This is a genomic window from Pedobacter superstes (genome assembly GCF_037622515.1).
In the GTDB taxonomy this organism is placed as follows: domain Bacteria; phylum Bacteroidota; class Bacteroidia; order Sphingobacteriales; family Sphingobacteriaceae; genus Paradesertivirga; species Paradesertivirga superstes.
The window spans coordinates 378299-404767 of sequence record NZ_JBBJCN010000003.1; the positions used below are offsets into that span (position 1 = coordinate 378299).

Consider the following 26469-nt stretch of genomic DNA (forward strand, 5'->3'; position numbering starts at 1 on the left):
CGTATATAATTTAAGCCATGTACTAGTATGCTAACAGAGCCTCACCATATAATTGCTATTGGCGCTTCCGCAGGCGGCATGGAAGAAATAAATTCTTTTTTTGATCATACCCCATTAGATGGCGTTTCTTATATAATTGTACAGCATTTATCAGCAGAATTCAAAAGCCGAATGCTTGATTTATTGAGCAAACATAGTAAGCTTGAGGTTAAAGAAGCTGAGGATGGTATGCAAATACAGTGCAACGAGGTATACCTTATCCCCAATGATAAGTTTATGACCATACAAAACAACCACCTGCATTTAACCGGGAAAGAAAACATTCGTGGACCACACCTTACAATTAATACATTTTTTAATTCCCTGGCAGAGGATAAAGGAAACAAGGCCATTGGCATCATACTTTCAGGCTTAGGCACCGACGGTACCGAAGGTATAATATCAATAAAAAAGGCCGGAGGAATGGTTATAGCCCAGGATCCGGAAACAACTGAGTTTGGCAGCATGCCCTCTAATGCAATCGCATCGGGAATGGTTGATTTTGTTCTGGAGCCCGAATTAATGCCTGATAAAATTGAAAGCTACGTTAAAAATGAAATTGATCTAATGTTTAATAGTAAGGATGATGAAAAACACCTTTCAGACATTATTAACTTAATAAAAGAACAGTCTCCACTTGATTTTACCGACTATAAACAAACAACAATACTCAGAAGAACCAAAAGAAGAGCAGCTTATAGTAATTTCAGCACACTGGCCAGTTATATCAAATTTTTGAAGACAAACCCGCATGAAGTAGAGACCCTTATACAAGACTTTCTAATAAGTGTAACTGCTTTCTTCAGAGATAAAGAAGCTTTTGATTTCATTCAAAATAATGTTATATCAGGACTTCTTAAGAGCCTTGCAGTGGATGAAGAGCTAAAAATATGGGTAGCAGGCTGCGCTACAGGCGAAGAAGCCTATTCTATGGCAATACTTGTTAATGAACAATTAACGGGAAAATATAAAAATACAGTAGTAAAAATATTTGCTACCGATATTGATAACTATGCATTGGTTTTTGCCGGAAAAGGAGCTTACAGTCAGGAAACTACAAAGTCTATATCTCAAGAAAGACTTGATAAATACTTCATAAAAGAAGGAATTACGTACAAGGTAAATCCGGAAATACGTAAAATGGTAATTTTTGCGCAGCACGACCTGGTAAAAAATCCGCCTTATTGCAATATGCACTTTATCAGCTGCCGTAACCTGCTGATTTACATGACACCCGCTCTGCAGAAAAAGATTTTCTCCATGTTCCTATTTGGGCTTAAAATGGATGGATATTTATTTTTAGGCTCAAGTGAAAATCCCGTTCCTATTATTCAAAGCCTTGAGGTAATAAACAAGAAATGGAAATTATATAAAAACATTGAAAAAAAACGGGTTATACGCTTTGATGCCTTCTCCTTACCAGATCTTAAACACAAGCCTGCACAATTTGTACGGGGAAATAAAGGAGCGAGCAATACACTTGCCGACACAATAAACGAAACGCTAGTTAGTAACCTGAACTATCAGGCAATTTGTATTGATGAGAATAATCACGTGTTAAAAAGCTATGGAGATACTTCAAAATATCTTCTTCAGAAAAATTTCATATCCGACCTACCTGAATTGCTTCCGAAGCCTTTAGTCGTCGCATTTAACACGCTACGCACAAAGGTTTTAAAAACCGGCAAGAAAAGTTCAGTTAATGGCATAAAAATCAATCATGATGATTTTGTTATTAAAGTCACCATGACCGTCTATCCTTTGCCTGCAAGGAAAGAAGATCCTAAAAACCTGCTGGTAATCTTTAATGAGGACCGCTCGTTTAATCCTGTTAAAGTCAAAGATGCAGAGTTTGATGAGAAGATATACTTAGATCAGTATACCAGGAATTTAGAAGACGAACTGCGTGATTTAAAAGATAAACTTCACTCTGCGCATTTGCAGCTTGATGCATCTAATGAAAATATGCAGTCTTTCAATGAAGAGCTGATCTCTGCAAATGAAGAAATGCAAAGCTCGAACGAGGAGATGCAATCTGTGAATGAAGAATTACACACCATAAACTCTGACTATCAGTTAAAAAACAAAGAATTACTTGAACTTAATGACGATCTGAATAATTATTTCAGAAGTAATATTAATGGCCAGTTATTTGTAAACAATGATTTGCTGCTGATGAAATTTTCTCCCGGCACTGTTAAACAAATTAACTTATTACCAACCGACGTTGGCAGGCCACTAAGCCATATTTCTACCAATATAAAATTTGAAACATTCACTGCAGATATAGAGCAGGTACTATTAAACGGACACATTATTACAAAAGAGATCGAATCTCTTGACGGTAAATGGTATCAGATTATGACCATGCCATACATAAGGCAAACCGACAATAAAATCGATGGCGCCATTATCACTTTTAATGACATTACAGAATTGAAAAATACGCAGCTGGAACTCGCTAAAAAGAATAAAAGTCTGCTTCGAATTAATGCCGACCTCGACAATTTTGTTCACACGGCGTCCCACGATCTTTTAACGCCGCTGAATAATATAGAAGGAAGCATTGTAGTTATGAATAAAATAGAAAGATCAAATCCGGATCTGACTAAATTTTTAAACATTATAAATATCTCTATTCAAAAATTCAGGTCTCTGGTAAAAGAAATAGCTGAAGTGGCAAAAATAGAAGCCGACATGATAAGCATGGAAATGGTTGACCTTGACGATACAATCGATAATATAGAATGGAGCCTTGACGATAAAATCAAAGCGTCGGGCGCCGTAATTACACGGGAACTGAATGTTAAAAAAGTCTCTTTTTCAAAAAAGAATCTAAGAAGCATCATTTATAACCTTGTTTCAAACGGTATAAAATTTACAAACCTGGAGCGTCCTGTTATTAACATAAAAACTGCAACTGAAGGTGAATATGTCGTTCTATCGGTAGAGGATAATGGAGTTGGGATTGATAAGGAGAATGCCGATACTATATTCCATATGTATGGCAGGTTAAATCATGAAATGGAAGGACAGGGTATTGGTTTGTATCTTATTAAAAAGATCGTAGATGCAACGGGCGGCCATGTCCTTCTGGAAAGTGCTCCGGGCAGCGGCAGCAAGTTTTTGATATATCTAAAAACAGAAACGGAAGAAGTTCTGGCTTAAATCATAATCGGATTCACTTGTTTAGTAAACTTATAAGGGCGAATTTAACTGATCTGGGAGATATCAGTTAAATATCTTACACTAATTCATATAAAACAAAAAGAGGCGGAATTTCTTCCGCCTCTTTTTGTTTATGTTAAAATTTTATTACTTACCGGGAATAATATCAATGATAACTGTTCTGTTATAAAAACGCTCTTCGGGAAGATTATTTTCAAACGGAGTACGATTCGCATCTTCACCAAAACCAAAGGTTTCAAATTTTACATTGCTTTTGCCTGATCTTGTTAAGGCCCGCTCAATAATTTTCTGTGTTTCCTGAGCTCTGTTATGAGAAAGCTTATGATTGTACTCTTCTTCACCAATAATATCGGTGTGCCCATGAACAATCACTGTAGATCCGCTGGAAATTAAGGGAGAAACAACATCCGTTAAGAATTTATTATACGACGCTATAGAGTTCGCTCTGTTAAAGTCGAATAAAATACTATAACGGAAGCCTTTTTCTGATGTCTCATCCTGACGCACTAAATAAACTGAACTCTCCTTTTTTACAGGTAATCCGGTTTTAGTTTCACCAAGCATTACCACTTTGTAATTTCCCTCTTTATTCGCTCCGAGAATTGATAGTCCCGGCATGCTTTCCTGATCTTTGTAAAAGGGTCCATAATGCTTCACCAAACCTTTATCATCAGTCATATCGATTGTCCATGACTTTAGAACAGCGCTAGCTCCATCAACATTGAAAATCACGTGGCTATCAAGAGGATTAACCTGAGTTGTAATAATCTGAACTGGTTTCATCATTCCACCGCCAACTTCCATTAACAGTTCGGGTGATTCGCTGGAAATATCTACCCTGCGGTCTCCTTCACGAAGAAGAACAAGTTCTTTCGTTCCGCCTGGTTGTTCTGAAGGGATAAGCGGCTTTGTACGACCAGCTGTCGAAATCCGTGAGCTATTGATACCAAATACAGATACCATATATTGCTTAATTGATTCGGCAAAGATTTTACCTTCTTTCGGCCCGTTTGCAGAAGCACCATTTAATGCAATAGAAGCACTGGGATTAGCCCTCATTCTGTCTCCAAGGATATTCAGAATGTTATGATACACATTTAACTGCCTTGCCGAACGGCCGGTCATTGTTTGTGATTGTTCAATTTGCAAAGATGTTTCCTTAAAAGACGAGGCCTGGTTGTTTGTAAGCAGCACATACCGGCTTGGTATGTCTGTTGATCCACCATCAAAAAACACAGAATTACGAAGTGGCAGGGTTTCACTCACCAGGCGCTGTACAGGAACGGCTTTAGGAGCACGTACAGCAAAAGTAACATCCCTGACAGGGATAGCTGCAAGCGGAGCTTCTATAACGGCAGGATCTTCTTTTCCTGCTTTGCCGAATTTCAATGCAATACCCGCCCTTACAGTAGACACAGACCAGCTCTCGATGCTACGTGCATCCTGGCCAAAGTATGGGTGATATGAGATAAAGGGTGAAAGAGAAGCCTTGGTTTTGCTGTTCGCAGAAGATATCGGAAAGTCATATCCCATACCTATCTGACCCGAGAAAATAGTGTTGTTCATCGCACTAAAATCATCATTTGTATCAGGCTGTTTTAACTGAGTATATTCAAATTCCTTTTGCATACCAAACGCCACTCGCGGGCCCGCGAAAAAGAACAGTTTAGTGGAAGGAACACCTAATCTCAAGCTCGGTTCAACAGTAATGTAGTCAAGATTAGTTTTTAAGGTTGCAGGGCAATTACATGGAGCTATAACGCTGTCAAATTTGCCTCCGCGTCCGTCGTAACCCACATTTAACATAAACCCTAAGATACTTGCTGGTCTGTATTCCATCAAAAATGACCCGTAAGGACGTATTCCGTTTCCTTTATGGAAAGCAGTAGGAACGATTAATGAGTTGCTTAATCGTTGGGTTGTGCCGCTATACAAATTCAGATTCGCGCCGCCTGATACACCGAACCACCATTTTGGCTGGGTGGTTTGGCCCTGAACGGTGACCTGGCCTAGAATTATCATCAATGTGCAGATGATAAAGCCTTGCATTATTTTATTTATTGGTATCATATGAGTAGTCTTTAAATTAATTTCTTGTTTGATTTTTACATTTTAATATAAATCCCCCGAAGGGGATTCATTTTTAAGGTTGGATTACAGTACTTCCTATTAGCGTAACTGCTGTTTGAGCTAATAATTTACCGGTAATTATCGCACCGTTATTCAGGGAAATCAATGTTTTACTCAATATAATACCATTGAAGTTCGCTTGGGTTCCAAGAGTTGCCTGACCGGCAACAACCCACATAATATTTTTGGCCTGTGCGCCACCTGCCAGAACAACTCTTGCACTATTACTCACTGTAAGGTCTCCGGCTATCTGGAAAACCCAGGTATCATTGGCCGAACCAGTTAGCGTAACTGTAGTGTTTGGATTAATCAGCACACCAGTACTCCATTTATATAATCCCGGAGCCAGGTTCAGTCCTGATATATTTCCAGCTCCAGTTCCAATGATAGGTGCCGGAGTGACCAAATTGTTCGCTGTGGTATAAGCGGTCTCCATATTACTCACCGCCGTAGTCATGTTAGTTGGAGTAGGGGCAGCATAATCAGACGCATAAATTCTGCCGGTCACAATTGGTGAGCGGGAAAACTGTCCGCTTGCATCCATTATCAATCCAAAACCGGTTATGGCTGTAGCAGCTGCGGGACTAACACCTATGTCGCCGTTTACGAGGCTGATACCTGTAGTTGAAATACCTGCTTTCGTAAGAATTGAAAAATTGGCAGCTCCGCCTAAACTTGGTAATGTTGGACCAACCGCCGGACCGGCAACCGGACCACCTGCCGTGAAGTTAGCAGTAAATGTTCTGTTGGCAGTAATTACAAAGGTTAATGGATTTGTAGTTAAGGTTGGGTTTCCAACTTCTGTCCAATTGGTAAATGTAAACCCGCTGTTTGCGATTGCCCGTATAGTTACTGAAGAACCTGAACTATACGTCCCGGCACCAGTTACTGTTCCTCCCGGACTTGGAGCACCCGGATTTGTATTTAACGTTACTGTAAAACTTGTTACTGATGGCACAAAATTGGCTACAAGCGCCGTGTTTCCTGCCATAGTAAATTGATAGTTTGGATTTGTTGAAACAACAACACCTGCCTTTGTCCAGTTAGTAAATGCATAACCCGGACTTGGTGCAGCAGTTACAGTAACAGAAGATCCCTGGGCAAAATCCCCTGATCCGCTCGTGGTACCGCCTATAGCCGGATTCGTTGGATTAGAGGATAGCGTTACCCGCGGAACAGTTGTAAACGTCCAGACATAATCAGCAGCCATTGCTGTACGCAGTGTGTCTGTAGACCCCGTGGTTACAGTACCTGTATATGTAGTAAAGGGTAAGAGCCCCTCGGTTGACGGAGCTGTTGGTGTTGGAGTAAAAGTAAATACTTTACCGTCGGCTGTTGGAGCCACCGTTCCGGAAATAGATGCCGTTCCCTGCTTTAAAAGAACTGTAGACGCATTAATTGTTGAAGCCTCCATGTTGGTGTTGAATGTTAACATAATAACTTTGTTCACCGCAACATCTACCGCACCATTTGCTGGGTCGGTAGTAACAACAGGACAGAGACCGACAATCTCATCACCGAAATCATCTTTCTTACAGCCGGCAGTAAATACTGCAAGCAATACTATAAAGGACCACATAGTATGGTATATTTTTGAATAGCCCCGGCTACGCGCTGCAACACTATTCTTAATAAAAGGAATTTTTGTAATCATGATTACTAATTTTGAGTGAAAATTTTATATGCTTTGAGAGCGTTATAGCATTACACCCAGTCTTTCGTTTACGATGGATGGTAAAATTTTAAGTATTGACATTCGCTTTTAATAATCGTTCACAAAGAGATTATAAGCGAAATACATGAATGGGAAATCGGGAGGGTATACTGTTTATAATGAAGTTTTAATATGAGGTTTTGTGAAATAAGCTCCGTCACCGTTTTAAAAGAGGCTTTATAGATATTTACAAATATGTAAACATTTATACAGATCTGTGCAAAGCGAGTGCCCTTAAAACATCAGACTTTGGACATATCAAGATCTGTTATAAGAATTGTCCGTTCTAAGCATATCAGAGCACTTTTTAAGCAAAAAAAAAAGAAAATATTTTTATTTTAATTTAAATCTGATTTTTACATCATTAAAAAATTTAAATTAAAATAAAAATCATGCCCGAATTACAGCAAAACTGTAGGTTTTAAAGTACGGTCTTTGTAATCGGGACCAATTCGCAGGCTAGACACAATATGATGTGGATTGAGGATGGATTTAAACTTATTTAAAAGCCCTGAAAATCTCTAAAAGAACCTTAAGGGCCTCCGCGTACAAAAAGAGGGAACCGACTAAGTCGGTAAACTAAAGTTTGGTTAAACAGAATTCAGTATAAAATCAAAGAACCTCCTCCGGCTTGGAGAAGGTTCTGTAAATTCTTCTAGTGTTAATTGATTACCAGTAAATACCGTAGATAGCTACAAGCATACCAATAATAATTAGCGAACCTACAGCAAAACCAGTTGTAGTTTTAAACATTTTAGTATCTACTTCCAAACCAGTTGGACGAAGACCTTTACTATTTTCAATCATACTGATAATGTACATTCCCAGTATACAGAAAAGGAACACAAATCCCATACGATCAAGGAAAGGAATCTCATAAACACCGCCAGCGGCTGGATTTGGAACTGCGAAACCAAATGGCTCAAGGAAAGACAGATCTACCATCCCAGGAAGGAACTTAAGGAGTAATGAAAGTAAAAACCCTCCAATTGTAGCGAACAATGCTGCGTTCGAAGTTGTTTTCTTCCAGAAAAATCCTAAAATAAACATGGCGAAGATACCCGGAGATACAAACCCTGTATATTCCTGAATGTATTGGAACCCGCCTTTTTTATCAATTCCTAAATGGGGTGCAATAATAACTCCCAATATCATTGAAACAACTACAGTGATTTTACCTGTCATAACCAGGTTCTTTTCACTTGCATTAACATTAAATATTTTTTTGTAAACATCTAAAGTAAAGATGGTAGCAATACTATTAGCCTTACCGGCTAGAGATGCAACCACAGCCGCCGTAAGAGCCGCAAATGATAAACCTTTCAACCCTGTAGGAAGAAGATTAAGTAATACCGGATAAGCTCTGTCTGGAGTTAATTCACCATCATGTAACATGTCTGTCTGGAAACTTCCAGCGCCTTCTCTGTATAATACATACGCGGCGATACCTGGTAATACTACAATAACCGGCATTAATAATTTAAGAAAAGCTGCAAATAAAATACCGCCCCGGGCAGTTTTAAGATCTGCTCCTAAAGCACGTTGTGTGATGTATTGGTTACATCCCCAATAGTTTAAGTTTACTATCCACATACCACCAACTAAGAGGGTTAATCCCGGCAGGTCAATAAAGTTAGGATTGCTGCGGTCAAATATCATATCAAAGTGGTCGCTCGCTTTTGTAGCCATTAAATTGTAACCATTAAGCACACCAGTTGTACCATAATGCTCCGATACCAGATTTAAGGCCAGATAAGTCGTTGCAAGGCCCCCAAGAATTAAAAAGAATACCTGAATGACATCTGTATAACCAATAACCTTCATTCCTCCTAAAGTAATAATGATAGAGAAAATGGCTAAGGCATACATACAAGCGGTGAGGTTAAGCCCTGAAATACTATTAATCGCCAATGCACCCAGATAAAGAATAGAAGTAAGATTCACTACAACATATAGTAGCAACCAGAATACCGCCATGATCATTGCAACAGTACCGTTATAACGCTGATGAAGGAATTGAGGCATGGTAAAAATCTTATTTTTAAGATATACCGGAATAAAGAAAACCGCCACAATTACTAAGGTGATGGCAGCCATTAGCTCGTAAGTGGCAATTGCCAAACCCATTTTAAAACCAGAACCACTCATACCGATAAACTGCTCGGCAGAAATGTTTGAAGCAATTAAGGATGCTCCGATTGCCCACCAGGTTAAAGAACCTTCGGCAAGAAAATAATCTTTAGAGCCACTGCTTTCAGATTTTTTCTTATTATAGATATACAAGCCGTAGCCTGCAACTATAATGAAATAAATAAAAAATACAATGTAATCTTTAGTGTCTAGTGAATTTGTATTCATATTGGTTAGGTTATTCTTTATTTTTTAAAATGTTAAATCATCTCTTGCCCAGGAATGAGCCTCTTTTTGGTTACTTAGTGTAAATTCAACACTTAATAATTTCGGTGCTCAAAGTAGAAATATTTATTTAAATTTTTATATTTTTTTTTGCGAACGAAAATCATTGAAAATAAGACTATTAACGCAGCCTTGCTAACTCTTTTTTGGAAACTTTAAAGATGGAACCATGCCGAAGTCCTTTAGGCAGGCTAATCTTATCAGAAATATCTGTCCAGTTTTTCAAATCTGTAGAAGTTATTGCCCCGTATTTGTGTGCAGTGTATTTATCGTAATAAACAATCCAGTTTTTACCCATCTTCAGAGTGGTAGGACCTTCAGCCCATATCTTATCTGTAATAGGTCCACTTGCCTTAGAGTAAGGGCCTGTGAGGTTTTGGGCAAAAGCAATTTTTAAATTCTTTTGTACAGGTTCTTTCGTTTCATCTTTAAGAAACATAACCCAACGCTTACCATCTTTAACAATAGTTGCATCTATCGAATTAAAACCCGGATTATAAAGCAGTTTGGTTCCACTAAAGCTTTTAAAATCCTTAGTTGTTACATAATATATCCTATGATTATACCCCGCGTCTGCCGTAACCTGAGTTTCGGGAAAAAGTCCGGTTATAGTTGTGGCCCAATAAATCAAATACTGTTTATTCTTTTTGTCGTAAGTAATTTCCGGGGCCCAGGAATTTCTGGCACCTTGTTCGTGCTCCATAACCGGAATATATTTTTGTTCCGACCAGTGAACCAGATCTTTAGAACTCGCATAACCTATCCCCTTAGCTGTCCAGCTTACAGTCCATACCATATGAAAAATGCCATCTTTACCTTTAATGATGCAAGGGTCACGCATCAGTTTATCCTTACTCAGAACTGGTTTCAAAAAAGAGCTGTCACCCTTTAGAGCTTTCCAATTAAATCCATCTTCACTATAAGCCAGGTGCAAACCGTCTTCTCCGTTACCTTTAAAATAAGAAAATAAGTAGGGAGCTTTCTTTTGTGCATAGAGCGAAACTGCAGCACAAAGAAAGAAAGTTAGGAATAAAATTCGTTTCATCTGAACTATGGAGGTTTAATGGGGCTAAATATACTGTTAAAACTAAGGTTCAATCAAATATAAATTGCCTTTAAGAGATTAAAGATGTGTAAGAGTTACATCAAACTTTTGGGAAAGCTCTTTCAAACCCTGAATCACCGTCGGATAAAGGGTCAGGCCATGAGTCAACTGTTGCTTCTTTAACGATAGAGCTCTTTGTCCGGGTAACCTTACTTCATCTCCCGAATCCAGACACTTTTTACTTAAGTAATCTGTTTCTGCAACAAAAGCTCCGCTGCCGCTAAAAGCCCCCGGATTAATTATTTGAATAAATACTGATGCGGTCCACCGTTCAGGTTCCTCAGCTCGTCCGTATCCTCCCAGAGCATTGGTTAAAGCTTCAACCAAAATCCCTAATGCAAAACCTTTGTGCCCTGAATCTTGTCCTCCAAGAGGAAGTATTGTTGCCGGCTCATCACCGTAAAATTTCACGGGGTCATCCGTCACATTTCCTTCCTTATCCAGCAACCATTGATGCGGCAGTTTTTTATTTTCATCATAAGCCCTCTTAACATAGGCATTGGCGGTAGTAGACAGGCTGACGTCCATAAGTATTGGCAGAACACTGCCAGGGATTCCTGCCGCCATCGGGTTGGGACTGTAAACGCCTGTTTTTCCACCGAAAGGTGCCACCGTTTTATTTTTAGGATCTGAACATGAAAGCAAAATTATATACCCCCGGTTAGTGACCCTTTCAAGATAAGCAGCCAGACAAGCTATGTGATGGCTCCTTTGAATTACGATAGTTACCACCGGATGTTCGGTGATTCTTTCCAGCGCTAAATCAATCGCTTTATAAACGAGCCATGGACCAGGCAGATAATTCCCGTTCCAGGTGATAGCTGCACCGGCATCCCGAATGCTTGCGGGTTCACCGGTTTTTAGCATATTGCCATCTTCAAGTTCCTTGACGTATGATGGCAATAACTGAAGTCCATGAGTAGTATGGCCCATTAAATCTGCTTCAACCAGAATTTCTCCAACAATCCTTGATTTTTCCTCATCAAGTCCGGTCTGCTCTAAGACAACCTTCGCAAACTCTATAAGATGGATGGCGCTATAACGGAAGTTTGAATCCATATTCTTAAACTGCAATATACGTTTTGTGGTAAATATACAATTGATAGACATCTATGATAAGTATACTTTTTAAGAAAAGAGTAATCTGTTGAATTGAAACAAAATTTCAAAAAGACCAATTTTTTGTGTTCAATTTACCAGGAGGTTTAGCATGTGCGAGTTTAATAAAAATAAACATTGCAACCGATTGCATAAACTCTTTACTTTTTTATATCTTAGTCCCTTTAAAAGATTTAGCAGCTGAGAAATCATTTAAAAAAATCCTTTTTAATGAGCTCTGAAAAAGAAATTACCATTTATGACATTGCCAAATCCCTGGACATTTCAGCCGCAACGGTTAGCCGCGGATTGAAAGATCACCCGGGAATCAGCAAAGTCACAAAGAAGAGAATTTTTGATGCCGCCAGAGAAATGGGATACAGAGCCAACTCTTTAGCCAGCAACTTAAGGCTTCAGAAAACAAACACAATTGGCGTAATTGTGCCCCGATTAAATAGCAGCTTTATGTCTGACGCGATTGCAGGGATGGAAAAAGCAGCTAATCAGGCTGGTTACAACCTGATTATCAGCCAATCACTCGAGACTGTAAAAAAGGAAGTTGAAAATTCTAATACAATGTTCAATAACAGGGTTGATGGATTATTGGTTTCTTTGGCGTATGACACTAAAAACATCAGCCATTTCGAGCAGTTTATTAATAAAGGTATTCCAATAATCTTTTTCGACCGTGTTTTTGAACACAAAAAATGTCCGAACGTTATTATAGATAATTTCCAGGCCGGATATGAAATAAGCAGACATCTTATTAAAACAGGGGCGAAAAGAATTATGCACATTTCAGGAAACCTTTCCAGAAACGTTTACTCTGAACGTTTTAGAGGATTTAAAGCTGCCTTAAATGAATTTAAGCTCCCATTTGCTGATGAATTGCTTATTGTAAATAATCTAAGTGCCTCAGAAGGAATTGAGGCAGCTCTGCAAATATTAAATATGGCTGAAAAACCGGATGCAGTTTTTGCATCCAACGACAGTTGCGCCGTTGCCTGCATGCAGGAATTAAAAAGCCGGGGAATCAAAATCCCGGAAGATATTTCTTTTGCAGGATTTAATAATGATCCTATTTCGAAAGTAATTGAACCTAATTTAACTACAGTGAGCTATAAAGGTGAAGAAATGGGGGAAATATCCGCAAAAATCCTTATCGCACATTTAACCAATAACCAGGACCTCGCACTAACCTCCACACTTATATTACCCCATGAACTCATTATCAGGCCTTCTTCTTTGAAGAATTGATATTAAGCTATTTTAAAGATGAAACAACTATCCAGCCTACTTATTTTCGTTTTACTTAGCCAATTCGCCAAGGCGGAAAATGGTTATGATTTATGGTTAAGGTACCATGCTTTAAATAATCTTCAGAAAGTGAAGGTCTACAAAGGCTCGGCAAGCCAATTGTTATTTCCCGCTTCTTCCGAAACGTTGTCATTAGCCAAAGAGGAATTAAAAAGAGGGCTGTCGGGTTTACTCGCAACAAAAATTCCTGAAGTACAAACAGTTACCCAAAACGGAGCAATTCTGGCTGGCACGCCGGGCAGTCTTAAGCTTATAAGTTCCCTGATTAGTGCAGAAAAACTCAAGCAGCTCGGAAACGAAGGCTTTCTAATACGAACGCTAAACAGCAATCAGAAAAAAGTTACAATAATCGCTGCAAACACAGATATCGGTGTACTATACGGGATTTTCTCTTTTTTAAAGCTTATCCAAACTGAGCAGGATATTACTGATTTATCAATTACTGATGCCCCTTCTGTAAAGCTCCGATTATTGAATCATTGGGATAACCTGGACCGTACTGTAGAACGGGGCTATGCCGGTTTTTCACTTTGGGACTGGCATCGCCTGCCTGATTATATTGACCCACGGTACAAAGATTATGCACGCGCCAACGCCTCTATCGGAATTAACGGCACGGTTTTAACCAACGTAAACGCAAACGCGCTGATTCTTACCAAAGAATACCTGGCTAAGGTTGCAGCTTTGGCAAATGCGTTCAGACCATATGGCATCAAAGTCTATTTGACAGCCCGTTTTAGTGCTCCTATAGAAATAGGGGGGCTAAAAACTGCTGATCCCTTAAATCCAGAAGTAAAAGCATGGTGGAAGGCCAAGTCAGATGAAATCTATTCTTTCATTCCTGATTTTGGAGGCTTTTTGGTAAAAGCAAATTCCGAAGGTCAGCCGGGGCCGCAAAATTATGGCCGCAATCATGCCGATGGAGCGAACATGCTTGCAGATGCAGTACAAGCTCATGGCGGAATCGTAATGTGGCGAGCTTTTGTATATGATAATGACGTTCCGGACGACAGGGCAAAACAAGCTGTAAATGAGTTCAAGCCGCTTGATGGTCAGTTTAGAAAAAATGTAATGGTGCAGGTTAAAAACGGGGCCATTGATTTCCAGCCGAGAGAACCATTTCATCCCTTATTTGGGTCTATGCCCAAAACTCCTGTTACAATGGAATTTCAAATTACACAAGAATATCTTGGTTTTTCCACCCACCTCGCCTATTTAGCACCTTTATTTGAAGAAACACTACAATCCGACACTTATGCCAGGGGTCAGGGATCTTCAGTTGCAAAAGTAATAGACGGAAGTTTGGACAATCATTTCCTCACGGGGATGGCTGGCGTAGCGAATATTGGTAATGATATCAACTGGACGGGGCATCCTTTTGGTCAGGCCAATTGGTATTCGTTTGGCCGATTAGCATGGAACCCGCAAATTTCATCCGGAAAAATAGCAGATGAATGGCTTAAAATGACTTTTAATACGTCAAGCTCTTTCGTTGAACCAGTGAGAAAGATGATGCTGTCATCACGGGAGGCATTGGTAAATTATATGACTCCACTGGGTTTACATCATTTAATGGGATGGAGCCACCATTATGGTCCCGGACCATGGATCAAAGATAAACCACGTGCAGACTGGACGTCAGTATATTTTCACAAAGCCGATGCTTTTGGCATTGGTTTTAACCGGACGTCTACAGGCAGCAAGGCGCTTAGCCAGTATTCTCCGGAAGTTAGGGCCAAATTTGAAAACATCGATACTTGTCCGGAAGAACTGTTATTATGGTTCCATCATGTTTCATGGGATCATAAAATGAAATCGGGCCGAACACTTTGGGATGAGCTATGTTTCAGGTATAATAAAGGTGCTGAAGATGTTAAGGCCATGCAAACAACCTGGGAGCAGCAAAAAGGAAAAATAGATTCCGAACGATTTGAACAGGTAAGCTCATTGCTGGCGATGCAATATAAAGAAGCACAATGGTGGCGCGATGCCTGCCTCCTTTATTTTCAGCAGTTTTCAAAAAAGCAAATTCCGGCAAATTATCCAAAACCGGCATATTCACTCGATTACTATCAAAAACAGGAATTTAAATTCGTTCCGGGTATATAAAATAATTATCAAATACTTTCATGAAAGAACCTAGTAAAGAAAGAGAAATAGCTATAGTAACCGGAGGTGCCTCCGGCATAGGATTTGCCATCGCGCAGGAGTTTGTTAAAAATAATATCTACACTGTTATTATCGGTCGCGATAAGGAAAAACTTCAACGGGCAAAGAATGAACTTGGAGATTTGTGTGAAACCATTTCACTTGATCTGGGTGAACTATCCAAAATTCCGGAAGCAATGCAGGATATAATAAACCGGCTGGGAAAAATTGATATTCTGGTAAACAATGCTGGAATTAACATGAAAAAAGAATTCTGCGATGTTACTGATGAAGATTTTATGAGTATTATCCATACGAATCTTATATCCGTTTTTGCTATTTCCCGCGAGGTTGTGAAATTTATGATCCCTAAAGGCAAAGGTTCTATAATTAATATAAGTTCTATGGCATCTCAGTATGGCATTCCAAAAGTAATAGCCTATACCGCTTCAAAAACTGCATTAGATGGAATGACCAGAGCCATGGCAGTAGAACTATCGCCAAAAGGGATCAGGGTAAATTCTATAGCCCCCGGATTTATTGCAACAGACATGTCTGCAAAGGCATTAAATAATGATCCTGAGAGGAAACAAAAAGTTATGTCGCGTACCCCTATGGGTTATTTAGGTGAACCCTCAGATATCGGAACAACAGCATTCTTCCTCGCCTCTGACAGCGCGAAATATATTACAGGAGTAATCTTGCCGGTAGATGGAGGGAACTCGGTTGGATTTTAAAAACAATCCGCTATTGTTTTAACCTGGTCATCATATATTTCAATAAAAGCTATTAATAAAATGCAATTAGAACATACAATGCGATGGTACGGGCCCAACGATCCCGTTAGTCTATCAGATATTAAACAGGCAGGTTGTACCGGAGTTGTAACAGCCCTGCATCATATACCTGTTGGTGATATATGGACAGTGGAGGAAATAAATAAGCGTGTTGCCGAAGTAGAAACTGCCGGATTAACATGGACTGTTATTGAAAGTTTACCCGTACATGAAGACATTAAAAAACAATCTGGCGATTATCAAAACTATATAGAAAAATATAAAGCCAGTATTAAAAACATAGCGGCCTGCGGCTTAAAAGTTATTACTTACAATTTCATGCCTATTCTGGACTGGATGCGTACAGATTTAGAATACCTTATGCCTGACGGCAGCAAAGCCCTTCGTTTCGAAAAAGCGGCATTCATGACATTCGATCTTTTTATTTTAAAAAGACCCGGGGCCGAAAATGATTATTCTCCTGAAGAATTACAAAAGGCCAGGAAGCGTTTTGATGAAATGTCGGAAACAGAAAAAGCGGCATTATTTAATACTGCTTTACAAGGATTACCAGGAAGCGAAGAACGGTTTACGGTTGAGCAAATACTTACAGCACTAGATACTTATAAGGCCATCGATGTTAAAAAGCTTAAAGAACACCTCTTCCATTTTTTAAGAGAAATTGTTCCGGTGACTGAAGCCGAAGGAGTAAAACTGGCTATTCATCCTGATGATCCTCCCTATCCTATTTTAGGTTTACCAAGAATTGTCAGCACCGAAAACGATGCTAAAGAATTACTAGACGCAGCACCTTCAGCAGCAAATGGTTTGTGTTTTTGTACAGGATCATATGGCGCACGCCCTGATAATGACTTGCCCGGAATGGTTAAACGCCTGGGCGATAATATTCACTTTTTTCATCTTCGCAGCACACAAAGGGATGATGAAGGAAACTTCTATGAAGCAAATCACCTTGAAGGCGATGCTAACATGTATGAAGTAATGAAGGAGGCTGTGCTGTTAATGCGAAGAAGACATGTGTCTATACCAATGCGGCCTGATCATGGCCATCAGATGCTTGATGATTTAAAAAAGACTACCTACCCGGGATATTCTGCTATTGGCCGCTTACGCGGATTAGCCGAATTAAGGGGCCTGGAAATGGGAATCGATAAATCTCTTTGAGAGAAATATATATAACAAAGAAGGGCAGCTGAAATTAGCTGCCCTTCTTTGTTTAAACTCCTTAAGTTTAATTAATTATGATGGATTTTGATTGAACAAAACCATTCAGACTCATCCGAAGAATATAAGTTCCGGCGGATAAACCTGAAAGCTTTACTTCCTTCGAATAGTCACCATCTTTTAAATCGCTAAAAGATTTAACAATTACACCGGCTGTGTTATAAACTGCAATCGCAATTTTTCCATTCTGATTGCTATTGACATTTATCTTAAATTCTCCGTTGGACGGATTTGGGTAAATGCTAAGCGATTCAGTTGACTGACTTAAGTCAATCCCTGTAAAAGAAGCGGCGATTACGGCCTGTGCCTTATCTCCGGCCTGTCCGTTCTGAATTCGTTCGGTATTACTTACGGGTGAAAGATTTCCGGCAACATCCACGGCTTTAACAGTAAACTCATAAACGTTATAGCCAATCGGTCGTTCTGCTAAATAGTTTGTCGTTGCTAATAGCGTATTATTTAGTTTTACCCCATTTCTATAAACATTATAACCAATTACTGCTACGTTATCTGTCGATGCTGCCCAGCTTAAAGCAACTGTATGCTTATTTGTTTTATCTGCTAAAAGAGTAACAGCACCTGGCGCTTGTGTATCCGGAGTAGTTACAGAAATACCTGTGCGTTCTGATTCATTTCCAGCATTATCGTTCGCAGCAACAGCAAAAGAGTAGGTTAAAGAGGAACTTAAGCCTTCCACCCGAAAAGTGGTTCCAGAGCTCGTACCCACTGCCTGTCCGTTTTTATAAATAGTGTAGCCCGTTACACCTATAAAATCTGAAGATGCTGTCCAGCTCAAAGTAACAGTTGAATCTGTTGTTATAGCTGATAAATCAGCCGGCATTGTTGGAGCAATAGTATCTGGTAGTACCACAAATACTTGTTCAACGTTAGTTGCTGAACTATAAATAGCATTTCCCTCCTGCGTTGCAGTAATAACAGAACTGCCAACGCCGGTAATATGAACGGTACCATTTATCACAGTCGCTACACTGGCATTTGAACTGCTGAAAGACACAGGTAAACCTGAGCTTGCGCTTGCAGATATCGAAAAATCAGGTTCGCCAAGTATCTTTTGAGGGAGGCTGTTGAAACTTATAATTTGAGAACCCTTAACTACAGTTAAAACCTGACTTACAGGCACAGCAGCTATGTAAGATGCGTTACCTCCCTGAGTAGCTGTTATTGTAGCTGAACCAGTACCAACAAGATGTATTTTCCCGTCTGCAATTGTTGCAACGCCATTATCTGAACTACTATAAGTTATTGCTAAGCCCGAGGTTGTTGTAGCACCTGCATCAAAATCGGCATCAGTAAGCTGTTTGTCTGGCAAGCCTGAAAATGTAATTGTCTGAGCATCTTTAGCTGCGGCGAGGCCTGATATCTCGGAAGCAGACAAAGTATAATTGAACATTTTTATTTCATCCAGCATTCCCTTAAAAGGCGAGTTAAGGTCGTTACTGTTCGCGATGGTTAATGGTTCAATACCACCTATTCCATTCGTAAGAGTAGTATTGTCAGTCGCTTCAATAGCGAGCGTTCCATTTCTGTAAATCCTTAGCTTCTTCGCAACTACATCTCTTACAAAAACAATGTTAACCCATGTATTATTTAAAAAAGTACTGCTGCTCATCGTTACAGAACTTTTCACTACATCATCATCTACATTCCAGCTGATATTTCCGCTTTTTAATTCAACACCAAACCATCTGCCTGTTGCACCGGTAGCTGTATTCTTAGTGAAAGTGCCCTTATGCAACATATAAGAAGAAGTAGAAGCACTCGCCGGCTGACCTGCTTTAACCCATAATGAAATACTGAACGAAGTTTTATCAAAATGAATATTGTCTTTATGAGGAACCCTGATTGCTGATGCAGCTGTTACAGTTTTGAGGTTCAAACCGTTATTTATCCGGCCAGCTTCCCATGCATAATCTGTAATATTTTGCAAAGTTCCATGAGTTTGGTATGGGGTATTATCAGTTATAGCTGTTCCGGATGTTGCATCAAGTTTCCAATCGGCAACAATTCCTTGCTGAAACGGTGTTTTAAACGACCAAACTGCTCCCTCTGTGGTACCCGCAGAACCTACTGCATCAACCCTCCAGAAATAGACAGTATTAGGATTCAAACCATTAAACTGATATACCGGAGCTTCCACCGACACGTCACCCTTGTAAGATAAGTTGTTACTGGCTGTGCCGAAAAACACTTTATAGATTGACGTATTTATACCGCCTTTCCAGCTGGCATTAATTGGGGAGATTGTAGCTGTCACCGCATTATTCACCGGATTTGGAGAAAATGCCTGCAAGGGAAGCGGACTTGTATGGTATAATCTCAATATATCATTTTCTGACAACACATAGTTAAATGCCTTCATTTCATCCATCATCCCTGCAAAAGGAGCGTTAAAAGAGTTGGTATTCGCGATTACAAGCGGTTCATCCCCTCCGATACCTCCAAGAGTATTATCGGTTGTTTCAACCATTAATGCTCCATTTTTGTAAACACGAAGTTTTTTAGCCGCAACATCTCTTACCACAACAATATGGTTCCATACATTATTGAAAAAGGTTGACGAACTTGTGGTAGCTGAACTTTTTGTGACATCATCATCTACAGAAAAAATCAGGTTTCCGTCTTTAAGTTCAATCCCAAACCATTTGCCGGTGGCTCCATTATTAAGGTCCTTTATAAAGGTACCCTTATGAAACAGGTATTTGGAAACATTAGATTGAGCCGCCCCCTTTACCCATAAAGAAAAACTGAATGAATTCTTATCAAGTAATAAATGCTCCTGATGAGGGACAAGCACACCCGACGCAGAAGTCATCGTTTCAAGGTTTATTCCATTATTTATTTTTCCGGCTATCCATTCATAATCCGGGACATCATTTATTTCTGCGTCATTTCTGTAAATGCTGCTATCCGCTGCTACAGTACCAAATGTTTCATCAAATCGCCAGTCGCCGATAATTCCTAACGGGAAATTCTTTAGAGTTTTAAACGACCATACATCACCAGTGGTTGTTCCCAAACTATTTACGGCATCAATGCGCCAGAAATACGTGGTATTTTCCAGTAAACCTGTTACAGGATAAGAGGCCGATGTAACATCCGATTTATATTCTAAACTGCTCGAGTCGGTTCCGAAATATACTTTATAGGAAATGGTATTTGAACTGCCTGTCCAGGTAAGATTTCGGTTTGCAAGTTCGATACCAGTGGATCCACTTGCTGGTGATGGTAATGATGGAATCGCCGGAGCAGATGGAAGCGTAGCGGTTTTGGCAGTCAGGCTGGCATACGCTGAAGACTCTGACACAGTTATTCCTTTAATGCGATAATAATACATTTTATTCGCATCTAAGCCGGTATCTCCGAAATTGGTAACGTTGGCATTAAGAGTATCAATAATGGTAAAAACGGTCCCGTTTACAGAACGCTCAAGAATAAAATTACTTTCAGAATCAGAATTATCTGTCCAGCTTAAGTTAATTGATGAAGGAGTGATATTACTTGCTGTAAGATTGGAAGGCGGTCTTAAAAATGTAGTCGGCGGATTTAAAGCAAGTCCGTTTATATAAACTTCAATATTTAAGTAACCGGTTTGTGAGGTGCTCATTGCAACTGCATCCTGTGCATTATTTTTATTAAGACCATTGGCATCTTCCCATGCATCCGGCATACCGTCATTATCAGAATCCTGAGGCGCAGCAGCTCCAAATACGTTTCCTAGACCTCCATTTGCGAGGGGAAGGTCCGTTTCCCTGTAAACATAGAATCCTTTTACACCTTTAGATTTCACCTCATCTACAAGGAAAGCATCTAAGTCATCTCTATGAGGATAGGTTGCACCAACATTATCAATAACATGCTGGTATGCCTGCTCAGCAGTAAGGGTTGGATTAGCCGCAGGATAAGGGTATGGCGATGTTTTAAATGCTTCGGCCGTGATGCCGGGATATCCGGTTGGGCTGCCATCATAAGGAATTACGGTTCCGTCAAGAACGCCATTTTTATTATGGTCGAAATAATTACCCGAGCCGTAAATATTGAAAGATCCTGTCCCTCTGGAAAAAGGGCTCTGCTCAGAAGGAGGCGTCAAGGGACCGCTCACAAAATAATTATTGATAACATTTACTTCAGAAACACCTGAAGATCCTCCCATAATATACCCTTCACCAGACCATCCATAATTTAAATTATCGCCTAATCTGTTACCATTACCCCAGTTATAAACCACATTATTTACAAACTCATTAACGCCTTTTACTTTAGGATTACGGGTTTTGTTACTGATGTATAAATTCTTAAGTAAACTTACTTTACCACCATCGGGAGTTTGAATCAAGCCACCTGCAGAATGGTTCTCCCGGTGAAGACCCTGCCCAATAATAGAATTTTGAATGGTAATATTATCCGGAGAAGTTCCTTTGCCATCCCAGTTAATAGAGAACACTTCATCCATGGCCCAGGTGAAAGACATATGATCAAAAATCATATTGGCTCCGCTAGCTAAACCTGAAACATCTTTTCCAGAATTTCCTGTAGCACCTAAACGTAACCTTAGAAAACGGCAAATAGTATTATTTGAGTTTGTGAAAGTTACACGTTTGTTTGAAATTACAACCCCGTCACCCGGGGCGGTCTGTCCAGCAATTGTGATGTTTGCCGCAACGCTGATATCTGTTACAAGTCTGATGATACCTCCAACCGAAAAAACGACTATGCGACCGGATTTGCTAACAGCATCTCTGAAAGAGCCTGCTCCACTATCGTTAAGATTGGTTACAACATACACTTCTTTTGTTGCAGAAGCCCTTGCGCCCTGAGCAAACCGGCCGAAACCCTCAGCGCCAGGAAAGGCCGTGGTTTGCGCCTGAACCGGTGCCAGAAAACAACTTAAAAAAAATAACAAAAGCAGACAACACTGCAATGATGAAAAAGTAGAAATTCTCATATTAAAGGGTTTATAGGTTAATATATATTTAGACGGATCTAAATTATGGTTCAGGTTTATCAGTGCTAACCTAAGGCTTATTAAAATGAGTGGCAACCTGTAGTGTTATGGGATATTGTGCTTAGTATAAAAATAAACGGTAAAAATTCTGTTACATAGTTTTATTCCGACCGGTCGAAAATAGCTAGCAATAAAAGCAAAAAGCCCCCTGCTGGTGGCAGGAGGCTTTAAAAAAAACCTTACTAATGGTTAAAAGATGAATTTTGTACTCAGAAAATTAGAGTTATCATCACTTATAATTTCGTTAATCAAGTGCTTGTTATTCTCATTAAGCTTTGTAGCTACCAGAGAACGGATTGAAAACGAACGCAATGCATCAACAACTGAAAGTGTACCCTCTGCACTGTCCTTCCTTCCTGTAAAAGGAAAAACATCAGGTCCACGCTGACATTGGCAATTTACATTTACACGACTTACCTGATTAACTAAAGGATCAATTAAATTCGCGACCTCAGCGGCATCATTACTGAATACGCTCACTTGTTGACCATGAGTAGACTCAATCAGGTATTGAATTGGCTCTTCTACATCATCGAATGCAATCACTGGTATTACCGGACCAAATTGCTCTTCGCGATACAATTTCATGTCTTTATTTACCGGATAAACAATTGCAGGATAAACGAATGATTCGCAGGTCTCCCCACCATTTTCATTTATCACCTGTGCACCTTTGGAAATCGCGTCATCGATGCATTCTTTCAGGTAAGCTGGTTTGTGAGGCTCGGGCAAAGGGGTTAATGCAACACCTTTTTCCCAGGGCATACCAAATTTCAGTTTCTCTACTTCTGTTGTCAATTGGCTTAAAAAGTCATCAACGATATCCCTATGTACAAAAATAATTTTAAGGGCAGTACAGCGCTGTCCGTTAAATGACAATGATCCAAGTACGGTTTCAGTTACTGCCAGTTTTACATCTGCATTTTGAGTAATAATCGCTGCATTCTTTGCATCAAGGCCAAGAATAGCACGTAATCGATTTACTTTCGGGTGCATCTTTTTTAATTCATTGGCAACTTTACTTGAACCGATAAGAGTTAAAACGTTGATCTTTCCGGACTGCATTAATACCGGAACGATATTATGCCCCCTTCCATAAATGGTATTTACAACGCCTTTTGGAAAGCACTCTTTAAATGCACTAAGCAAAGGGTAAAACAATAAGGTTCCATGTTTAGGTGGTTTAAACATGATTGTATTACCCATAATAAGTGCCGGAATCAATGTGGTAAACGTCTCGTTCAACGGATAATTGAAAGGTCCCATACACAAAACCACGCCCAGAGGTGAGCGGCGAACCTGGGCAACAATACCCTGCTCAATCTGGAAACGGGATGAATCCCGGTCGATATCTTTTAAAGCATCAATAGTTGCATAGATGTACTCTACAGTACGGTCGAATTCTTTAATAGAATCGGCGTAAGATTTACCGATTTCCCACATGATCAGCTTTACAACAATGTCTTTCTGAGCAATCATTTTATTGGTGAAGTTCTCCACACAAGCTATTCTTTCCTGCACACCCATGGTTGGCCACGAACCCCGGCCATTATCATAAGCAGCTACCGCCGCATCTAATGATTCCAAAGCTTCGGCCTGCGTACAGATCGGGTACGTGCCGATCAGCTTGCGCTGAAGCCCCGACGGGGTTTGAATACATACCGGAGAATACACGGAGTGAACATCGCCGTTCCACTGCTTCAGCTCTCCATTGCTTAAAAACTCCCGCTGATTCACTTCCTGAATCAAAAATTCCTGCGGAACCTGATCCTCGGATACGAAGATCGATTCTAAATTTAAAGTACTTTCCATTTATTTTAATACGCTATCTGGTCGTTTCACATAATACAGAAATGCTCGACACAGTCTTTCTGAAAAATCTCACAAACATACTATTTTGAAATAGACATCAACGGGTTCGGGATCACGGGCAAGTAAAATTAGGCAAAAAAAAAGGAGAGATGTTAATCATCCCTCCTTCTCCATTTTTTACGAAATGCTACAATCCTGTAATAGGTCTATACTTGGGAACCAAGCTTTTCATCACTACCCAGCCGATTAAATAAGCTACCGCACAGATAGAGAAAACGATAAAATATCCTGCTTCCTTACCCTGAAAACCCATAAAAGACATTTGAGTCTCGTCGGCATGTGTAAACAACACACCCGAACCTTTATTGATAATAGTTGAGCCAATTCCACCGGCCATGCCGCCGATACCTGTAACGGTAGCGATAGCTTTCCGGGGAAACATATCTCCAACTGTAGAAAATATATTAGCCGACCATGACTGGTGAGCTGCTCCCGCGATCCCTATGATAATTACAGGCAACCAATAGGTAGTTTGACCAAGGGGCTGCGCAAGCAATGCAAGCAAAGGGAAGAATGCGAAAATAAGCATCGCCCGCATACGACCTTCGTATGGATTCATTCCTTTCTTGTCAACGAAATAGGATGGCAACCATCCTCCAATTATTGACAACAGGGTTATCATGTATAGCACAAACAATGGAAGCGCACTTTGCGTCGAATCCATTTGGTAAATATCCTTTAAATAAGCCGGTGTCCAGAACAGAAAGAACCACCACACACCGTCGGTCATGAATTTTCCAAAAGCAAAAGCCCAGGTTTGCCTGAATTTAAGCAAGCCGATAAAAGATGCCTTTGTTGTTGTTTCTTCTACATAATCAACAAGCTTACGATCGGCAATAGTATCTTGCTGGATGTATTCTAACTCTGCTTCGTTTACACTGGGGTGTGCTTCCGGTTTGTTATACATAAATACCCAAAAGCCCATCCACACGAAACCTAAAGCGCCAATCATCAGGAACGCCATTTCCCATCCCCAGGTTGCTGCGATAAAAGGTATTGTTAGCGGAGCCGCCAGTGCGCCCACGGTTGCACCTGCATTGAAGATACTTGTGGAAAGTGCCCTGTCTTTTTTAGGAAAAAACTCGGCAGTAGCCTTTATTGCTGCAGGAAAGTTCCCCGCCTCACCTAATGCAAGCACAAAGCGCGCGATGATGAACAATGTAACGCTGGTTGATAATACCAGGCCCACATCTCCTACTGTAGAAATTGATTCTTTAGCACCTTCAAAACTTACTAACCAATTTCCTGTAAGGATACCTGATGTCGCAATTCCGCAATAAGCATGAAGACAAGCACCTACAGACCAGACGCCGATCGCCCACAAAAATCCCTTTTTCGTATCCATCCAATCGACAAAGCGACCGGCGATAAGCATTGAGGCAGCGTAAAATATTGAGAACAATGCGGTGATCGTTCCATAATCACTATCAGTCCAGTGAAACTCGGGTACCAGGTAATCTTTCCATGTTAAGGAAAGAACCTGCCGGTCCAGATAATTGATAGTGGTAGCAAAAAACAACAGACCGCAAATAGTCCACCTGTAATTGCTGGGTTTTTTAATTTCCATTTCGTTTATTTGATTGGTTAGTTTTTTCTATTTACAAGATTTAACTAATTCTAACACTTTAATGGTGTTTTCGGTCAGCAAATCGTATTGACGATTATCCATAACATCTTTGCTAACTAAATTACTTCCCATACCAACCGCACAAACTCCTGCTTTAAACCAACCGGAAATATTCTCTTTAGTTGTATCTACACCGCCTGTAGGCATGAATAATAAATCAGGAAACAATGCTTTAATTCCCGAAAGGAAGGAGGGACCTAAAATGTTACCGGGGAATAATTTCACGAACTTCGCTCCTAATTTCTCCGCTCTGATTATCTCCGTTGGTGTCATACATCCCGGAACCCAAAGCATATTGTTTTTATCGGCAACCTCGGCAGCATCTTCAACCAGTCCCGGACTGATAATGTAATCAGCCCCAGCATCAATAAATGCCTGAGCCGTAGCTGCATCTTTAATGGTACCAACACCCAGATACATTCCTTTTAATTCTGTTTCACACACTTTCTTCATTTCTCTGAAGTTATTCAATGCCGCTTCCCCACGGTTAGTGTATTCAACAGTCTTTATACCGGCTTTATACAAGGCTCTTAATAAGTCTATACTTACCTGGGTATCTTTATTAAAATACAGTGGAAGGACACCTTGCTCAGGTATCAATTTCAATAGTTCGGCTTTTTTATCCATGTCAAAAAAAATAGATTATTTTTATTAAAGGTTATGTAATTTGGCTAAATTAGAAATTATACCTTAAAAACACGAAGATTGGAATTGCAGGGGTCCACTTATTTTTTACGCAATCGTTCCCGATGAATTTTTCTCGTAATTTAT

General features: G+C 39.9%; 14 protein-coding genes. 5 read left to right on the forward strand and 9 right to left on the reverse strand.

The window, feature by feature from the left end:
* The first annotated feature begins 27 nt into the window (after nt 1-27).
* Nucleotides 28-3207, forward strand: a complete 3180-nt coding sequence (locus tag WG906_RS10470; protein WP_339992543.1) for a chemotaxis protein CheB — start codon at nt 28-30, stop codon at nt 3205-3207.
* A gap of 147 nt (nt 3208-3354) precedes the next feature.
* Here WG906_RS10470 and WG906_RS10475 read toward each other — a convergent pair whose 3' ends face one another.
* The 5 genes from WG906_RS10475 to WG906_RS10495 all read right to left on the reverse strand — a co-directional run bounded on the left by WG906_RS10475 (nt 3355) and on the right by WG906_RS10495 (nt 11651).
* Complete coding sequence (locus WG906_RS10475) at nt 3355-5298, reverse strand: OmpA family protein (RefSeq protein WP_339992544.1); 1944 nt, start codon at nt 5296-5298, stop codon at nt 3355-3357.
* Between the two features lie 73 nt (nt 5299-5371).
* Entirely contained in the window at nt 5372-7012 is a 1641-nt protein-coding gene (locus WG906_RS10480) for an ice-binding family protein (protein WP_339992545.1), read from the reverse strand.
* Nucleotides 7013-7741: 729 nt separating this feature from the next.
* The gene (locus WG906_RS10485; RefSeq protein WP_339992546.1) at nt 7742-9430 is read right to left on the reverse strand and encodes a sodium:solute symporter family transporter; all 1689 of its coding nucleotides are present in this window, start codon (nt 9428-9430) and stop codon (nt 7742-7744) included.
* 178 nt (nt 9431-9608) lie between these two features.
* Nucleotides 9609-10532, reverse strand: a complete 924-nt coding sequence (locus WG906_RS10490; RefSeq protein ID WP_339992547.1) for a glycoside hydrolase family 43 protein — start codon at nt 10530-10532, stop codon at nt 9609-9611.
* A 78-nt stretch (nt 10533-10610) separates the two neighbouring features.
* A complete protein-coding gene (locus WG906_RS10495; protein ID WP_339992548.1) occupies nt 10611-11651 on the reverse strand; it encodes an Ldh family oxidoreductase in 1041 nt (346 codons plus the stop codon).
* Between the two features lie 270 nt (nt 11652-11921).
* Here WG906_RS10495 and WG906_RS10500 point away from each other — a divergent pair, with 270 nt between their 5' ends.
* From WG906_RS10500 to uxuA, 4 genes are read left to right on the forward strand one after another with little or no spacing between them, the layout of a single operon-like run.
* On the forward strand, nt 11922-12947 hold the full coding sequence (locus tag WG906_RS10500; RefSeq protein WP_339992549.1) for a LacI family DNA-binding transcriptional regulator: 1026 nt from the start codon (nt 11922-11924) through the stop codon (nt 12945-12947).
* An 18-nt stretch (nt 12948-12965) separates the two neighbouring features.
* Complete coding sequence (locus WG906_RS10505) at nt 12966-15116, forward strand: alpha-glucuronidase family glycosyl hydrolase (protein ID WP_339992550.1); 2151 nt, start codon at nt 12966-12968, stop codon at nt 15114-15116.
* 20 nt (nt 15117-15136) lie between these two features.
* On the forward strand, nt 15137-15892 hold the full coding sequence (locus tag WG906_RS10510; protein WP_339992551.1) for an SDR family NAD(P)-dependent oxidoreductase: 756 nt from the start codon (nt 15137-15139) through the stop codon (nt 15890-15892).
* 60 nt (nt 15893-15952) lie between these two features.
* Nucleotides 15953-17116, forward strand: a complete 1164-nt coding sequence (gene uxuA, locus WG906_RS10515) for a mannonate dehydratase (RefSeq protein WP_339992552.1) — start codon at nt 15953-15955, stop codon at nt 17114-17116.
* Between the two features lie 67 nt (nt 17117-17183).
* On the opposite strand, the gene WG906_RS10520 is transcribed toward uxuA, so the two are convergent.
* The 4 genes from WG906_RS10520 to WG906_RS10535 all read right to left on the reverse strand — a co-directional run bounded on the left by WG906_RS10520 (nt 17184) and on the right by WG906_RS10535 (nt 26325).
* Entirely contained in the window at nt 17184-22139 is a 4956-nt protein-coding gene (locus WG906_RS10520; protein ID WP_339992553.1) for a LamG-like jellyroll fold domain-containing protein, read from the reverse strand.
* Nucleotides 22140-22388: 249 nt separating this feature from the next.
* On the reverse strand, nt 22389-24011 hold the full coding sequence (locus WG906_RS10525; RefSeq protein WP_339992554.1) for an NADP-dependent glyceraldehyde-3-phosphate dehydrogenase: 1623 nt from the start codon (nt 24009-24011) through the stop codon (nt 22389-22391).
* Between the two features lie 187 nt (nt 24012-24198).
* A complete protein-coding gene (locus WG906_RS10530) occupies nt 24199-25638 on the reverse strand; it encodes an MFS transporter (protein ID WP_339992555.1) in 1440 nt (479 codons plus the stop codon).
* Nucleotides 25639-25665: 27 nt separating this feature from the next.
* On the reverse strand, nt 25666-26325 hold the full coding sequence (locus WG906_RS10535) for a bifunctional 4-hydroxy-2-oxoglutarate aldolase/2-dehydro-3-deoxy-phosphogluconate aldolase (RefSeq protein ID WP_339992556.1): 660 nt from the start codon (nt 26323-26325) through the stop codon (nt 25666-25668).
* Between the last annotated feature and the right edge of the window lie 144 nt (nt 26326-26469).

Bases quoted from the DNA above. Each gene is read 5' to 3' on its own strand.
- WG906_RS10470 (WP_339992543.1), top strand. From the start codon at position 28: ATGCTAACAGAGCCTCACCATATAATTGCTATTGGCGCTTCCGCAGGC.
- WG906_RS10475 (WP_339992544.1), bottom strand. From the start codon at position 5,298: ATGATACCAATAAATAAAATAATGCAAGGCTTTATCATCTGCACATTG.
- WG906_RS10480 (WP_339992545.1), bottom strand. From the start codon at position 7,012: ATGATTACAAAAATTCCTTTTATTAAGAATAGTGTTGCAGCGCGTAGC.
- WG906_RS10485 (WP_339992546.1), bottom strand. From the start codon at position 9,430: ATGAATACAAATTCACTAGACACTAAAGATTACATTGTATTTTTTATT.
- WG906_RS10490 (WP_339992547.1), bottom strand. From the start codon at position 10,532: ATGAAACGAATTTTATTCCTAACTTTCTTTCTTTGTGCTGCAGTTTCG.
- WG906_RS10495 (WP_339992548.1), bottom strand. From the start codon at position 11,651: ATGGATTCAAACTTCCGTTATAGCGCCATCCATCTTATAGAGTTTGCG.
- WG906_RS10500 (WP_339992549.1), top strand. From the start codon at position 11,922: ATGAGCTCTGAAAAAGAAATTACCATTTATGACATTGCCAAATCCCTG.
- WG906_RS10505 (WP_339992550.1), top strand. From the start codon at position 12,966: ATGAAACAACTATCCAGCCTACTTATTTTCGTTTTACTTAGCCAATTC.
- WG906_RS10510 (WP_339992551.1), top strand. From the start codon at position 15,137: ATGAAAGAACCTAGTAAAGAAAGAGAAATAGCTATAGTAACCGGAGGT.
- uxuA (WP_339992552.1), top strand. From the start codon at position 15,953: ATGCAATTAGAACATACAATGCGATGGTACGGGCCCAACGATCCCGTT.
- WG906_RS10520 (WP_339992553.1), bottom strand. From the start codon at position 22,139: ATGAGAATTTCTACTTTTTCATCATTGCAGTGTTGTCTGCTTTTGTTA.
- WG906_RS10525 (WP_339992554.1), bottom strand. From the start codon at position 24,011: ATGGAAAGTACTTTAAATTTAGAATCGATCTTCGTATCCGAGGATCAG.
- WG906_RS10530 (WP_339992555.1), bottom strand. From the start codon at position 25,638: ATGGAAATTAAAAAACCCAGCAATTACAGGTGGACTATTTGCGGTCTG.
- WG906_RS10535 (WP_339992556.1), bottom strand. From the start codon at position 26,325: ATGGATAAAAAAGCCGAACTATTGAAATTGATACCTGAGCAAGGTGTC.